Consider the following 15,402-nt stretch of genomic DNA (forward strand, 5'->3'; position numbering starts at 1 on the left):
CTCGTGTTGCGAGCCCGCCGCAGTGGGGCCGACGCTTCTGATCAGGGGGGACGCGCCGGTCCGCAACCGGGAGGTGCGCCATGAAGCCGGTGACCGCTTTGGAGCGGATCGCGTTCTTCTTGGAGCGTGCCCAGGCGCCGACCTACCGGGTCAGGGCATTCCGCCGCGCCGCCGCGGTGGTCCGGCAGCTGCCCGAGGCCGAAGTGGAGCAGCGGGCAGCGGCCGGAACGCTGGAGAGGCTGGCGGGGATCGGGCCGACGACGGCCCAGGTGATCCGGGAGGCCGTGGCCGGACGGACACCCGGCTATCTGGAGCGGCTCGAGAACGAGGCGGGCGCAGCCGCCACCGGCGAGGGCCGGTCGCTGCGGGCAGCTCTGCGCGGGGACTGCCACCTGCACTCCGACTGGTCCGACGGCGGCAGCCCCATCGAGGAGATGGCCCGCGCAGCCATCGATCTCGGCCATGAGTGGGCGGTATTGACCGACCACTCCCCCAGGCTCACCGTCGCCCGCGGGCTGAGCCCGGAGCGTCTGCGGCAGCAGCTGAGGGTCGTGGCTGAGCTCAACAAGGAGTTGACGCCCTTCCGGCTGCTCACCGGCATCGAGTGTGACATTCTCCCGGACGGATCACTCGACCAGGAGCCCGCTCTGCTGGATGAGTTGGACGTGGTCGTCGCATCGGCCCACTCCCAGCTGCGCATGCCGTCCTCCGCGATGACCCGCCGCTTGGTCGCGGCCGTTTCCAACCCGCTCGTCGATGTGCTGGGACACTGCACGGGTCGCCTGCTCACCGGCAGGCAGCGCCCGGAGTCACAGTTCGACGAGGCCGCGGTGTTCACCGCGTGTGCGGAGCACGGCACTGCCGTCGAGATCAACAGCAGACCCGAGCGCCTCGACCCGCCCCGGCGCCTCCTGCGTCAGGCAGTGGACATCGGCGCGCTCTTCTCGATCGACAGCGACGCCCACGCCCCTGGCCAGCTCGACTGGCAGATCAACGGATGCGCCAGGGCCGAGGAATGCGGCGTTCCGCGCGGCGCCGTCATCACCACCTGGACCGCCGATCAGCTCCTGGACTGGGCACGAAGCACCCCGTGATGCGACCCACGAACGGCGGTCACCCTGATGGCCGTCCCCATTCCCCGCTCGCGCGCCCGCTCGTTCCATGCTGGTCTGGTTGTGCTGACTTCGCACTCCGGCACAGCGAACGGTTGAGCAGGTGACGAGGCGTGAGGCCGTCGAGCGATTCCGAGGGGCAACCCGGCGGGCGCGGCAGGCCGGACGGGGAGCGGGGACTGGGCAGCCCAGGGAAGCCGCTGAACCGGCGGTCGCCGTTCTTCATCGGCATGGCCGGAGCCGCGGGGGTGGCGGTGACCGCGGCCGTGGTCGAGGCACTGCTCGCCGTCCGCTCGGTGCTGGTGCTGATCGTACTGGCGCTCTTCCTCGCCCTCGGCCTCGACCCGATCGCGCGGTGGCTCGGGCGTCGCCGCCTGCCGCGGTGGGCGGCGGTGTGTGTGATCGGCCTGGCCGCCCTCGGCGTGCTGGCCGGCTTTCTGTCACTGGCCATCCCACCGCTGGCGGAACAGGCCGGACAGCTCGCTCGCGAACTCCCCGTCTACCTCCGCACACTGAGCAACACCCATTCGGTCCTGGGCCGGCTGAACCAGCAGTTCCATATCGAGCAGGGCCTCCAGCACGTGCTGACCGGCAGCGGTGGCCTCTCCGTCGCCGGGGGGCTGCTCGGGGCCGGAAAGCTGGTGTTCGGCACCCTGGCATCGGTGGTGGTCGTCGCCGTGCTGACCGTGTACTTCCTGCTGGGCCTTCCCCATATCAAGGCCACCCTCTTCCGGCTCGTCCCCGCCTCCCGGCGGGAGAGGGTCACACTCATCACGGAGGAGGTCTTCGCCAAGGTCGGGCGGTACGTGATCGGCCAGGTGATGCTCGCGCTCATCGCCGCGGTGGGCACCTTGGCCTGGCTGGAGATCGTAGGCGTGCCCTACGCGCTTCTCCTCGCCCTGTTCGTCGCCCTCCTGGACCTCGTCCCCGTGGTGGGATCGACCATCGCCGGGGTGATCGTGTCCTTGGTGGCTCTCACCGTGTCACTGCCGGTCGCCGGCGCCACGGGGGCCTTCTACACCGTCTACCGGCTCGCCGAGGACTATCTCCTGGTACCGAAGATCATGAGCAGACAGGTCGAGGTTCCGGCCATGGTCACCGTGGTGGCCGTACTGATCGGCGGCACCCTGCTGGGGATCGCCGGCGCCCTGATCGCCATTCCGCTCGCCGCCGCCATCCGCCTCCTGCTCACGGAGGTCGCCTTCCCCCGCCTCGACGCGTCATGAAGGCCCCGTGCGGGGAGTGCGAAGGCGAGAAGCGCGATCAGCCGGGCGGCACGGGCGATGGGCACGTTGATCCACAAGACCGCTCGCCAGCTGATCCGATCGGCCAGCGCTCCGGTCAGCAGTGAAGTGCGGTCCGCATGCGCCATTGCGGTCACGGTTCACAGCGCAATCGGAGTTGAGGCCGCGTCGGCTCCTTGACCCGGACACCGCTTCCCGCGTAGGAGCTCTTGCGCAATGTTCTTGAGCAATGTACTGCCTGATAAGGCAAGCGAACGTGGCGGGAGCCGAGTCATGAAAGCATGGACGCAGACGGTGGTCCCGACCCTCGACGCAGCCCTCGCCGTGAGTGCGGCCACACCGGCACCCGCAGCCGCAGCCGCGCCACGGCTTCCCGTGGTCTACTCGGGAGCCGCGGCGACGATCAACGCCACGTTGCACCCCGATACCTCGCCGCCCGGTGCGAACAACTGGTCCTGTCGGCCATCGGCGGCTCATCCGGAGCCGGTGGTGCTGGTACACGGCACAATCGAGAACATGACCGACAACTGGTACACGCTCTCCCCGCTGCTGCACGACAGCGGGTACTGCGTCTTCGCCCTCAATTACGGCCAGCAGCCGCAGATCCACGTCGGCCTGCCGGGGTCGACCAAACCTGGTGGAACGGCACCTGTCGCCGAATCGGCCGGCCGGCTCGCCGCCTTCGTCAAGCGGGTTCTCGCGGCGACCGGCGCGTCCAAGGTGGACATCGTCGGGCACAGCCAGGGCGGCATGATGCCCCGCTACTACGCCAGTCCGTACGTGACCAGATCGCCGGTTCCGCCTTCCTGCGGCGCCTCAACGGCGGCGGCGACACCGTGCCCGGAGTGCACTACACGGTGATCGCGACCCGGTTCGACGGGGTGATCACCCCGTACACCTCGGCATTCCTGAGCGGTCCGGACGTGACCAACATCGAGCTGCAGGACCAGTGCCCTCTCGACACTTCGGACCACCTGGCCATCTCCTACGACGCCAACGCCCTGCACGACGTCCTCAACGCACTCGATCCGGCCCACGCGACCGCACCGAGTTGCCGCCTCACACTGCCGGTCAACGGCGGCTGAACGTAGTCGGGCAGCGCAGTGACCGGCTCGCCGGACGTGACCAGGGTGAGCAGTTTGGCGAAGCCCGCGGTGCCGGCCTGATGCACCGCGGAAACGACCGAAGCGACCATGGGCGCGCGCATTGTATCTGACGGTGCGTCATCCTACTCTCTCTTCACCGTCCGCACCGCACCCCTCTCCCATGCAGCAAGGGGCTTGCCATGGACTCCAAGAGACACCCCGCGCGCGTCACCCCTGACTCCTCCGCCGGCCCCAGCCGACGCGGCCTCCTCGCCGCTGCGGCGGGGGCCGCAGTCGTCACGGCCGGCGGTTGGACCCCGCTGTTCCGGCTGACCGCCGACGCCGCGACCTTGCCGGTGCCACCCGCCTTCCCGGCCGGAATCACCCTCGCCCAACAGGCCTTCTCCAACTGGTCCGAGCAGATCGTGCTCGACCAGGTGTGGACGGCTGTCCCCGCCGCGCCCTCCGACGTGGTCACCCTCGCCAACTGGGCCCTGGCCCAGGGCTACCAGCTGCGGGCCCAGGGCCAGGGCCACAACTGGGCGCCGTTCCTGGCAAGTAACGGCCAGGACGTCTCACGTACCGTGCTCGTGGACACCAAGCCGCACCTCACCGCGATCAGCATCCGTCCGGGCAACTCCGGAAACCCCGGTAGCGTGACGGCGCAGACGGGCGCCACCCTGGACGCCGTGCACGCCGCCCTGGAAGGCGCGGGCCTCGGCTTGGCCGCGATCCCCGCTCCCGGTGACCTGACCGTCGGAGGGGCGCTGGCCATCGGCGCGCACGGCACGGGTCTTCCGGCTCCGGGCGAGCAGCCGCCCGCAGGTGCGGGCTTCGGGAGCCTGAGCAATCTGGTGCTCTCGCTCACCGCCGTGGTCTGGAACGCGGCATCGGCCCAGTACGTGCTGCGGACCTTCCAGCGCGAAGATCCGGACATCGGTGCCTTTCTGGTCCACCTCGGGCGCGCCTTCCTCACCGAAGTGACGCTTCAGGTTCCGGCCAACACCCGCATGCGCTGCCAGAACTGGTTCGACATCCAGGTGACCGACCTCTTCGGTGCGCCCGGCAGCAGCGGCTCCAATCTGGACCGGTACCTCGGTACCACCGGTCGAGTGGAGGCAATCTGGTTCCCGTTCACCACCATCCCGTGGCTGAAGGTGTGGAGCGTCGCACCCACCAAGCCGTTGTTCTCCACAGAGCTGGACGCCCCATACCCGTACACCTTCGCCAATCAAGTCACCCAGACCGAGTCCGACCAGATCAAGCAGATCCTCCAGGGCGACGGCGGGCTCACCCCGACCTTCACCAACGGCGAGATGAGCGTCGCCGGGTCGGGGATGATCACGCTTGGGGTCTGGGACGTCTGGGGCTGGTCGAAGAACGTCCTGCTCTACGTCCAGCCGACCACCCTGCGGATCTTCGAGGCCGGCTGGGCCGTGGTGTGCTCCCGTACGGATGTGCAGCGGGTGGTCCACGACTTCTACGTCGCCTACCAGGCCCAGGTCTCGGCGGCGCAGAACGCCGGACAGTATCCCGTCAACTGCCCCGTCGAATTGCGGATCACCGGTGTGGACACGCCCGCCGCCGTGGGCGGCGGCAGTGAAGCGCTGCTCTCCCCTGCCAGGGCGAGGCCGGACCACCCCGAGTGGGACACCGTCGTCTGGCTGGACTTCGCCACCTACCCGGGCACCCCCGAATCGGCGCCCTTCTTCGCCCAGCTCGACCAGTGGATCCTCGGCCACTACACGGGCTGGTCGATGGTCCGCCCCGAGTGGTCCAAAGGCTGGGCCCACACCGCATCCGGCGGCCCCTGGACCGACCCCACCGTAATCGGCACCACGTGGCCCGACGCCTTCCGCGCCGGACTGCCCGCGGGCGCGCAGTGGGACGACGCCGTGGCCACCCTGCACCGCTACGACCCGGCAGGGGTGTTCTCCAGCCCGTTCCTCAAGCAGTTGCTGGGGGCGTGAGGGGCACCAGGCGCGTCAGGTGCGGTCTTCTCGCCCCGCAGGTGCTTCGGCCGGGACCGCGCCTGCGGCCGACGGGGTCTGTGCCCTGCTGTCGCCGCGTCCGCCGCGCAACAGCGAGGCGATCGCGGCGATGGCCGCCATCACGGCAGCGGCGGTGAACACCACGATCAGGCCGTGGTGGAACGGGCCCGCGACCAGCCGCGGGAAGTACGCGGTGCTCGTCAGCAGTTGGGCGTGGGCGGCGGGGATGGAGTGCAGCACCCCGGATGGCGCGAGCAGGTGACCGATCGGGTTGTAGCCGAGGAAGGCGGCGAACAACGTGGCCACCGGCGGCAGTTGGCTTACCTGCGTGGCCACGGCGGCCGGCACGCCCTGCCCGTGCAAGCCGGCCGCCAGGGCCTGCGGGAGCCGGGCCGCCAACCCTGCGATCATCAGCGAGAAGAAGATGCCGATCGACAGCGACATACCGGAGTTCTGGAACGTGGCCCGCATCCCGGAAGCGACGCCACGCCGCCCGGGCGGCACACTGCTCATGACGGAGGAGGTGTTGGGCGCGGAGAACAGCCCCTGGCCCATCCCGTTGAGCAGGAGCAGGGCGGCGAAGACCGGATAGTCGAAATCCACCGGCAAGGCCAGCAGCCCGAGGAAGGACAAGGCGACGATCACCAACCCGCCGGTAGCGAACGGACGCGCCCCGTAACGGTCGGACAGATGTCCCGAGAGGGGTCCGGCGAGCATGAATCCTGCAGTGAGCGGCAACATGTAGATGCCGGCCCACAGTGGGGTGTCCGCATAGGCGTAGCCATGCAGCGGCAGCCAGACGCCCTGCAGCCAGATGATCAGCATGAACTGCAGCCCGCCGCGCGCGATGGCGGTCAGCAGCGCGGCGGCATTGCCCGCGGCGAAGGAACGTATGCGGAACAGGCCGAGCTCGAACATCGGCTCGGCAACCTTGGTCTCGATCAGGCAGAACACGCCGAGCAGCGCGATACCGCCGAAGAGCAAGGCGATGACCAGCGGGCTGGTCCAGCCCATGGTGTGCCCGGCGTGCGGCTGGATGCCGTAGGTGATGCCGATCAGGATCGCCGCCGCGCCCGCGGTGAAGGCGAGGTTGCCCGGCCAGTCGATGCGGCCTGGCCTGCTGGTGCCGACCTCACGCAGGCTCCGGTACGACCAGATGGTGCCGATGACGCCGATCGGTACGTTGACCCAGAACACCGCACGCCAGTCGAAGGCGGCCAACAGCCCGCCCGCGATCAGACCGAGGAACTGCCCGGCCAGTGCTGCGATCTGGTTGACACCCAGCGCCATACCGCGCTGCTCTGTGGGAAAGGCATCGGTCAGGATGGCCGCCGAGTTGGCCATGAGCATCGCGCCGCCGACCGCCTGTACCAGCCGCCAGCAGATCAGCCACAGCGCGCCCGCGCTGCCGGTGAGCGGGTCGAGAGACAGGGCCAGGGAGGCGCCGGAGAAGATCGTGAAACCCAGGTTGTACGTCCGCACTCGGCCGAACATGTCGCCGAGGCGGCCGAGAGCGACCACGAGCACCGCCGTCACCAGCAGATAGCCCATGATCATCCACAGTAGATAACTGATGTTGCCCGGGGCGAGCGGGTCCAGATGGATACCGCGGAAGATCGCAGGCATCGCGATGATCACTATCGAGGCGTCGAGGGCGGCCATGCCCATGCCGAGTGTCGTATTCGACAGGGCCACCCACTTGTAGCCGTCACCGCTTGCGCCCCGCCGCCTCTCGCGGCCCGGCGGCCGGGGCCGGGAAGCGGGGCCGGGTATCACAGCAGCCCCGCCAGACGGTCCAGCAGCGGCACCGCTTGCTCCAGTCGCGCACGCTCGGCGGGTGTGAACTGCTCCAAGCCACGGGCCAGCCGCATCGTGCTGGCCTGTCGCATATCGGTGAGCACACGGCGCCCCTGCTCGGTCACCGAGACCACCACGCGTCGCCCGTCCTCGACGTCCGCGCTCCTGGCGATCAGGCCGCGTCGCTCCAGAGCGCCCACGGTGGATGTCATCGCCTGCGGACGCACCCGTTCCAACTCGGCCAGGACCCCGGGGGTCGTCGGACCCTCCCGGTCGAGGCGGGCCAGCACCGACGCCTCGGAGAAAGTCAGATCACCGGTCCGGTGCGCCTGCCGCAGTCGCCGCGCGATGCGTCCCACCGCGACCCGCAGATCGCCACCCAGCCGGACGGTCTCCTCGACAGCCCCGAGACCGACATCCTGTCCCACAGCGCCCATATAGCAAAGTTAGCTTTATCAACCCAGGTGTACAAGATGCCGTCCTGGCGGCGCGGCGGACGCCGCGTTCGGCGAAGGAGAGCGACGTCTGCGCACCAACGATCCGAGGCGCCGCAGGCGGTGATCGGTGCGTGCGGCGCCGAGCCGTTCAAATCGGGTCGTGCTGTGGGGGAGCCGACCCGCTCCCCCACGGCCTCACCCGCGGACGGCTGCGCCTGCCCTGGCCCAGTTCCCCTGCAACCGATCGAGATATGCCCGGGCCGAAGGGCCGAGGGGAACACCTCGCGCGAAAGCGAGCATGTTGTCCGGTCCCGTGTTGTAGCCGAGCGCCAGCAGCTCGTCGCGGCTGAGCGGGCCGACGGTGTGGGCAGGGAGGTCGGTCGCCAGATCGTGCAGATACCAGGCGGCTGACTGGACGGCGAGGGCAGGGTTCCCGGGCAGATCCGTCCACCGGCTGTCGGCGAACGGACTGCCCTGCTTGGTCTGGTCGAAGGTCGCGCGGTGCATGTTCGCGATGCCGAGGGCGGCGTCCGGATTGGCCTGCAGCCAGGCGCGCTCGAAGGCGGGGTCATGCGGCTTGTATGCCTCGTTGTAGAGGATGGCCATCACCAGTTGCGGGTCGACCCCGGCCTGGCGCGCATACACCCGGACCTGGGCGGCACACTGAGCCGGGTCATAGGACGACCAGTTCCACGGCGATGCGCTGGGGGACGCTGCCGGGACACCGGGGCTCGCGACGGCCCCGTCCCGGGCCGCGGCCCCCGAGGACGGCGAGGACGACGTGGGATTCGTGCCGCTGTGCATCACGCCCCAGCCCAGCAGCACTGCCGCCGCCGCAACGAGCCACCAGCGACCACGCGCCATCGTTCGGACCTCTCCGCCATCCAGTCGGTCACCACGGCGCGCGCCCGCACTGCGCGTGTCGAGTTCGGCGCCCCCGACGAGTATGCGCCCCTGGCCTGTGCCCCTCGATCACCCCAGCGGCGTCAAGCAAGGATCGAGCAAGGGTCAATCGGCACCCGGCACATCACCGACCGTCCCGAACCTGACGGGTTCGGCTGCATAGCGGTACTGCTCGGCGAGCATACGGGCGAAGGGACCTCCTCCGGTTCGCAACTGCTGGTAGGTTCCGCGTTCCGCGATGCGGCCGGACTGCAGGACGGCGATCTCGTCGACCTGGCCCAGAGTGCTCAGCCGGTGGGAGATGACGATGACGGTGCGGCCCCGAGTGAGGTGGTCCAGCGCACGCAGGACCTCCGCCTCGGCCTCGACATCGAGATTGGTGGTGGGCTCGTCGAGGATCAGGATGGGTGCGTCGCGGAGGATCGCTCGGGCGATCGCGACGCGTTGGCGCTGCCCGCGGGAGAAGTTCCTGCCCATCTCACGGACTTCGGCGGCGTAGTCTCCCGGCAAGGCGGCGATCGTGTCGTGGATGCAGGCCAGCCGCGCGGCGGCTTCGACCTGCTCGTCGGTGGCCTCCGGACACCCCAGTGCGATGTTGTCGCGCACGGTTCCTTCGAACAGGATCGAATCCTCGGGCACGATCGCGATGTTGCGGCGGAGGTCGCTCAGCGGGTAGTCCCGCACGTCGACTCCGTCGATGGTGAGTGAGCCTTGCCAGGGCTCGTAGAACCGGGGCAGAAGTCGGGCGGTGGTCGTCTTGCCGCTGCCGGACAGTCCCACCAGGGCAAGGCGAGTGCCCGTGGGGATCTCCAGATCGATGCCGTGCAGGACGGGCCGTTGCGGGTCGTAGCCGAACACCACACCGCGATAGACGATGTCCCCGCGGACACGGGAGGGGTGCACGGGACCGCGGGGCGCATAACGCTCCTCAACGGGCTGGTCGAGGATTTCCTGGATGCGTCCGGAGGCGGCCGAGGCGGTGGAGGCCAACAGGGTGAGCTTGGAAAGGTCCCGCATGGGCTGATAGAGCTGTTTGGAGTAGGCGAGGAAGACCGTCAGCGTGCCGACGGTGAGGCTCGCGGTGGGGACGGTGAGGAAACCCAGGGCATAGCTCCCCGAATGCGCGGCGGCGATGAGCGCCCCCACGGTGATGATCACCACATCGCTCAGAGTGATGAAGAGGATCACCAGGGGGTTGAACTCGGCCTGGCGGCGTCCGGCCTGCAGGGCGAAGCGCTGCTGCCGGTCGACATGCTCCCCGAAGACCCGAGCGGTCCACCGTTCCAGGGTGAAGGCCTTGAGCTCGACGATCGCGGTGATGCTCGCGCTGGCCACTCGGGCCACGCCACCGGCAGCGCGGGCGGCCTCTTTCGAGGCCCGTTTGACCCACCGGGTGTAGATGAGGACGGTCACGAACAGCAGCGGAACGATGCACATCGACAACAGGGTGAACTGCCAGTTGATCACCAGCATGACGGTGAGGATCCCGGCCAGTGTCAAAACGCCTGACAGCAGGTCGACCAGGCCGTCGGTGACGAGTTTCTCGATGTCGGTGATGTTGCCGCTGATCCGCTGGACGATCTCGCCGACCTGCTGACGCACATGCCAGTCGAGGGACAGGTGCTCGACGTGGGCGAACAGATGCTTACGAAGCCTCGCCCCGAGATCCTGCCCGACGAAGGCGGCCACAGAGAGCTGGACATACGCGACCACCGCGCTGATCACCCCGAGCGCGAGGAACATCACGCCGGCGAAGAGGACGACACCGAGCCGGGTGTGCGCCTCAGCCTGGGTCAGCCCGCCTCGGGCGCCGAAGCGGTCGAAGTAGGTCATCAGCCAGCCGGAGAAGGGCAGGGACGGGTCCCGGTGGTCGACGATCTTGTCAAGGATGATCTTGAACGGGATCGCCGCGAGAACGTCGCACGCCACGGCGACGAAGGTCAAAGCGGCCGCCACGAAGACGGCCAGCCGACGACCCTTCAGGTGCCGGAAGAGAAACCGGATCATCTCTCCCCCTCCTCCCTGAACCGTTCCACACACCGGGCGATCTCACACGCGGTCTCCCGGACCTCCGCGGGACGCGGGCTGTTGAGGCGGCGGACGCGACGCGACGCGATCTTCACGAGCAGCGCCGCGTCGTACAGAGCGGCTCGGCGTCGCAGTCCCGCCAGGTACGGCGCGGCGGCGCCGCGAGAGGCCAGTTCCGCCAGATAGGAGTCGACGAAGGCCTCCCTCGCTGTCGCATACCAGGAGCGGGCAGCGCCTTGGCCGCGCGACAGGCCCGGGGGGCGCAGGTAGGCGAGAAAGCACCCGACGTCGAGTGCCGGATCTGCGGGTCCGGCGCCGTCCAGGTCGGTGATGACGGGGTGGTCGGGCCCGCAGAAGACGAGCTGGCTCGGCTTGAACGCACCGTGTGCGAGGACGGTTTCCTCCGCTCCGGTCCGCGTCAGGCTCTCCAGCGTGTCCGTCAGGCGGGCGACCGCCCCGTGCAGCTCCGCGTCGGCACCGTGCACCGCCTCGCAAAGCGCCTGGCCCCATTTCCGTACCCGGTCCGCACAGTCACGGCCGGATGACGCGCGGGGCTCTGCCGGCACGCCGCTGGTGTGCAGCCAGGCGAGGGCCCCGGCCGCGGCAGCGAGCGCGGTCCTGGGTGGGACGACGCCACCGCGCGGGCGGCGAGGTGGTCGTAGCAGGACATTGCCCGGCATCTGGCCACCGCCGTGGGCACCGCCCGCGGTCTCGGTGATCACCAGCCCGAGCTCCTCCAGCAGCGCCAACGGCCGCGGCACTGCCGCAGGCACCGTCGTCGGCCCTCGATGAGGGCCTGGGCCTGCCCGTTCGTGCGCCGCCCACGCCGCCCACAGCTGCCCGGCCAGCCGGTACGCCGCTTCGGCACGCGCGGCATCCCGGTAGAGCTTGCCGAAGAAGACCAGCTCTTCCTGAGTGGTCAGTCGCACCCGGTACTGCAGCACGCATCGGTCCCCGGGCTTGTACCGGACCGGGCTGACGAGCACCTCGGCCGGTTCCGCGCCCGGGAAGCCGAGCACCTCCCTGGCTCCGTCCGTCAGCGCCGCGGCCAGATCGCAGTTCAGCGCGGTGGCCGTGGGGCCGAACGCCGCGGCCAGGGCCGGGAGTTCGGCGTCATGGGGGAAGCACTGCACGGTGAGGCCGATTCGGCTGCAGTGCAGGACGCCGGGCCAACGTCCCTGGAAGTCCGCCGGTTCGACGGAGGCGATCAGCTTGCCTGCGCAGGGATCGCGTAGGTCCGGCTCGGCGATGCGAGCCGTCACCAGAGCTTCCTGCGTGCCGAGGGACGGCCGCCCCTCGGCCGCCGACCGGTAGCCGACGGTCAAGCCCCGGCCGGGTTTGCGGCGCACAGAGGCGACCCGCAATGCATCCGGTGCCCGGCCGGCCAGGGCGGCGAAAGTCTTCCGCACCACATGGTGGACCGCCTCCACCGTCGATTCCCCGGGCGCCGGACCGTCGTCACGCGGTGTGGGCGCGGCGCACGACGGTATTCGAGTCGGTGAGACAGCGGATGCGGTTCCGGCGCCGGTCCGGATCACGAAGTCCGCGAGCGCTTCGGGCGGACCGGGGATGCCACGGCATCCGGGGAACGGATTGATGTCGACGATCATCGGACCGTCCACAGTGGCCAGGATGTCGACACCGTAGATCTGCAGATCGAAGCTCTCGCCGACCGCGCGGACCAGATCGAGCCACCCCCGCGGCAACCGGTCCACGTCGAGCGCGCTGGTGACCGTTGGCGCTCGGCCGTCCAGCGGACTGCCACAGAGCTTCGCGAAGACCCGTGAGCCGATCACATAGACCTTGTAGTCGCGTCCGTCGTTGGCGACCGCATCCTGGGTGACCACCGGCTCGTCCCCCCACCGAGCCTCCAGCGAGCGCACGTCCGCGGGTCCGGCCAAGCGGGCCACGAGATCCCCCCGGCGGCTCGTGCGGCTCTTGACGATGAGGGGGAACTCCGACGCCGACGGTCTCGCCAGTGCGGCGCCGAGCTCGGACAACGAGGAGAAATGACAGGTCTGCGGGAACGGCAGGCCGACGCGGAAGGCTCGTTCGGCCATCTGGACCCGGTCCTGGCAGAACTCGGTCGCGTCGCCGCTGTTCACCACCAGGCCGCCCCGGCTCTCGGCCTGCCGGGCGAGTTCCACGGCCTGCGGCGAGTGGGCCTTGAGCAGGTACAGGTCGGCAGGCGGACAGGCGGCCGCGGGCCCGGTCGGTCCCCCCGGATCGACGGTCTCGACGCGATGCCGGGCCCCCAGGAGACCGGGCAGCGCTGCCAGCAGCGGATGGTTCGGCCTGCGGGCGATCAGGCAAACCCTCATATCCTCCACCCGACTTCGTTTTCGTCCGTGGCCGGTATGAGTGAACGCGAGACTGCCGAATCGGCGCCTTGCCTCAGGCCGGTGGTCGCGAGATCGGCGCCCAGAGTTCGTGGAATACGTTCCAGAGCGGCGAGTCGGACGACGCTGTGCGCCACACGGGTCACCGCATCGGGCACCTGCCGGAAACTGGGAAAGTCGTTGACGTCGACGACGACCCAGCCGTCCGGGCCCTCGACCAGATCCACGCCGTACAGGTCCAGACCGAAGACCTCGCCGACAGCGGTCGCAATCCTGGCCAGTTCGCTGGTCAACGCGGTGGTGGTGCCCCGTACCGGAACGTCCGGGTGCAGCGGCGAGCGCCGTATCGTGGCGTGCAACTCCCCTGCGACGCTGTACACCTTGACGTCGACACCGGGGTTCTCGACGTAGGGCTGGGCGATCAAGTAACCCTGTCCGGCCAGCGAACCGGCGAGGGAGGCCAGCTCGGGCGGGTTCGTCACGAGATGCACCGCGCGGCCAGAGTTGCCCCCCGTGGGCTTGACGACCAGCGGGTAGTGGTCGGCAGGGACCTGTTGCAACAGCGAGGGGACGGCCGCGAAATACGTCAACGGCGACGCCAGACCCGCCCGACGGGCGACGGCCGCGGCTACGGCCTTGTCACGGACCAGCCGGATCGCGTTGACGTCGTTGATCGTGGTCAGTCCGCTGGCGGCGACGGCCTCCAGCACGCTCAGCCCGGGGCCGCCCGAGACGGTCTTGAGAACCCACGCATCGTAATCCCTATCGCGCGCCAGTTCTGATATCCGGGCTATGGATCTGCCCGGCTCGAACACATGGACATCATGCCCCCAATCGGCCAATTGGCGGACAACAGCCAAGGGCATGCTGTCACGGCGATAACATTCTTCCACGACGAAACACAGCCTCATCGGACTGTCCTCTCGTCCGGGCGGCCAGGACACAGCGCACGGATATGGTCTTGCTCCGACGAACGCCGGTTGAACATTGAGCCAACCAGGGGTGAACGCCGGGCGCCCGATCAGCGGATCCATCCGGGTGAGGCCCCACGACGCCGCCAGGTGCCACCGCAGCACAGGTGCCCGAGCACCGGGGGCGCTGTCAGAAGTGGCCCTTGAGTGGGCCAGAATCCGTGGATGGCTGGCGACAGCGGTGCGGGAGGCGGTGCCGGCAGTGGGTGCCAGGAGCGGCCCGGAGACGGTGAGGGGCCTGCAGCAAAGAGCAGCACGGGCACTTCCGGCGGCACACGTCGAGGATGTCCATGGGTGGTGGCTGCGCCATGCCCCGGGCTGCGCGTGGTGGGCGCAGACCGTGCTGCCACATGGTGATGCCGGGCCGGACGCATTGGTACGCAGGGTGGTCACGGCAGAGAAGTTCTGTGCCGACCGCGGCATGACCGCGCGCTTCCAGATCGCCCCGGGGGCATGCCCCCAAGGGCTCGACGCCATCCTGGCGGAGCGCGGCTATCGTCGTGAGAGTCCGATGTCGTTGCGGGCAGCCCCAGCCGCCCGCGTCGCGCAGACACCGTCCGGCTCGCTGCGGATTCGATGGGACGACCAGCCGACAACCGCGTGGTTCGACGTCTGGAACGCTGTGCACGGTCAGGGCGGTGACCCCGCCGCTGAGTGGGAGATGCTCGAGCGCGTGAACGCGCCGTCCGCCTATGCGTGTGCCATGGTCGCCGGTGGTGTCGTTGCCGTGGCCCGCGCGGTCGCCGACACCGGCTGGGCGGGGCTTTTCGGAATGGCCACCCTTCCCCGGGCACGCGGTAAGGGCGCGGCGCGCAGTGTGCTCGCCGCACTCGCCGAGTGGGCCGGCGGACACCAGGCCGACCACATGTATCTCCAGGTGGAGAGCGACAATGTTCCAGCTCTCCGGCTCTATGAGCGGACTGGTTTCAGCGAAGTGTGCGGATACCACTACCGCAGTGCGGAGTGAGCCGCTGGGCGCGTTGAGTTGAATCCCGGTAAGGCGCCAACTCCGTGTGCAGATCCTGGCGTGGCGCCGGTTGACAGCGCAGCACGGTGACCGGCTGAACGAGATCATGGACGAGCACGGTTGGCCCACGGCGGAACTGGTCGGTGAGAAAGCCGCACGCGCCGCGTGGCTGATCGCACAGCACGCCGACCGGCAGCTCGATGTGCAGCGACAGGCACTCAGGTTGATGCAGCAGGCGGTGGACGCAGGTTCAGCCGGCGCTCGCGAGCTGGCTTTCCTGCACGATCGGACGCTGATGAACGAGGGCACAAGCAGATCGACGGCACACAGATCGCCGGAGTGGAGGACGGCTCGCCGGTTGCGTGGCCGCGCGAGGACCCCGGGCGCATGGACGAACTGCGCGTGGACGTCGGTATCGAGTCTTTCGAGGAGTATGCCGCCACGTTCTGCGCGGGCTGACGCACCGTCTGCTCGGTCCGCCTCTTGACATCGGCACACTCGCACCGTGAGATGTGTTAGGAAAGCTTC

Annotated in this window: 10 protein-coding genes and 2 pseudogenes; 6 read left to right on the top strand and 6 right to left on the bottom strand. The window is 69.2% G+C overall.

Going from position 1 to position 15,402, the window contains the following annotated elements; genetic code table 11:
* The first annotated feature begins 80 nt into the window (after nucleotides 1-80).
* The 4 genes and pseudogenes from NGB36_RS04905 (at nucleotide 81) to NGB36_RS04920 (ending at nucleotide 5,411) form a co-directional block, all read left to right on the top strand.
* Nucleotides 81-1,094: a PHP domain-containing protein gene (locus NGB36_RS04905; protein ID WP_255918798.1), complete on the top strand. Its 1,014-nt coding sequence runs from the start codon at nucleotides 81-83 to the stop codon at nucleotides 1,092-1,094.
* Nucleotides 1,095-1,225: 131 nt separating this feature from the next.
* Nucleotides 1,226-2,338 carry an AI-2E family transporter gene (locus NGB36_RS04910; protein WP_255918799.1) on the top strand — a complete coding sequence of 371 codons (1,113 nt, stop codon included), beginning with the start codon at nucleotides 1,226-1,228 and terminating at the stop codon, nucleotides 2,336-2,338.
* Between the two features lie 291 nt (nucleotides 2,339-2,629).
* A pseudogene (locus NGB36_RS04915) lies at nucleotides 2,630-3,441 on the top strand (esterase/lipase family protein).
* Nucleotides 3,442-3,641: 200 nt separating this feature from the next.
* Nucleotides 3,642-5,411: a cholesterol oxidase substrate-binding domain-containing protein gene (locus NGB36_RS04920; RefSeq protein ID WP_255918801.1), complete on the top strand. Its 1,770-nt coding sequence runs from the start codon at nucleotides 3,642-3,644 to the stop codon at nucleotides 5,409-5,411.
* Between the two features lie 15 nt (nucleotides 5,412-5,426).
* On the opposite strand, the gene NGB36_RS04925 is transcribed toward NGB36_RS04920, so the two are convergent.
* The 6 genes from NGB36_RS04925 to NGB36_RS04950 form a co-directional block, all read right to left on the bottom strand.
* Nucleotides 5,427-7,100: an MFS transporter gene (locus tag NGB36_RS04925; RefSeq protein WP_372509371.1), complete on the bottom strand. Its 1,674-nt coding sequence runs from the start codon at nucleotides 7,098-7,100 to the stop codon at nucleotides 5,427-5,429.
* 104 nt (nucleotides 7,101-7,204) lie between these two features.
* Entirely contained in the window at nucleotides 7,205-7,666 is a 462-nt protein-coding gene (locus NGB36_RS04930) for a MarR family winged helix-turn-helix transcriptional regulator (RefSeq protein WP_255918803.1), read from the bottom strand.
* A 195-nt stretch (nucleotides 7,667-7,861) separates the two neighbouring features.
* Nucleotides 7,862-8,530 (bottom strand): transglycosylase SLT domain-containing protein, encoded by a 669-nt coding sequence (locus NGB36_RS04935; RefSeq protein ID WP_255918804.1) that lies wholly within the window; start codon nucleotides 8,528-8,530, stop codon nucleotides 7,862-7,864.
* A gap of 144 nt (nucleotides 8,531-8,674) precedes the next feature.
* A complete protein-coding gene (locus NGB36_RS04940) occupies nucleotides 8,675-10,576 on the bottom strand; it encodes an ABC transporter ATP-binding protein (RefSeq protein ID WP_255918805.1) in 1,902 nt (633 codons plus the stop codon).
* Nucleotides 10,573-12,918 carry a phosphotransferase gene (locus NGB36_RS04945; protein ID WP_255918806.1) on the bottom strand — a complete coding sequence of 782 codons (2,346 nt, stop codon included), beginning with the start codon at nucleotides 12,916-12,918 and terminating at the stop codon, nucleotides 10,573-10,575. Before NGB36_RS04945 ends, NGB36_RS04940 begins: the two co-directional genes overlap by 4 nt.
* Nucleotides 12,915-13,847 (bottom strand): ATP-grasp domain-containing protein, encoded by a 933-nt coding sequence (locus tag NGB36_RS04950; protein ID WP_255918807.1) that lies wholly within the window; start codon nucleotides 13,845-13,847, stop codon nucleotides 12,915-12,917. Before NGB36_RS04950 ends, NGB36_RS04945 begins: the two co-directional genes overlap by 4 nt.
* Before the next feature lie 289 nt (nucleotides 13,848-14,136).
* On the opposite strand from NGB36_RS04950, the gene NGB36_RS04955 reads away from it, so the two are divergent.
* Both NGB36_RS04955 and NGB36_RS04960 read left to right on the top strand, forming a co-directional pair.
* Nucleotides 14,137-14,874 (top strand): GNAT family N-acetyltransferase, encoded by a 738-nt coding sequence (locus NGB36_RS04955; RefSeq protein WP_443740958.1) that lies wholly within the window; start codon nucleotides 14,137-14,139, stop codon nucleotides 14,872-14,874.
* Nucleotides 14,875-14,896: 22 nt separating this feature from the next.
* Nucleotides 14,897-15,333: pseudogene (locus NGB36_RS04960) on the top strand (DUF6624 domain-containing protein).
* Nucleotides 15,334-15,402 lie beyond the last annotated feature (69 nt).

This window comes from Streptomyces humicola (genome assembly GCF_024436035.1).
Taxonomy (GTDB): Bacteria; Actinomycetota; Actinomycetes; order Streptomycetales; family Streptomycetaceae; genus Streptantibioticus_B; species Streptantibioticus_B humicola.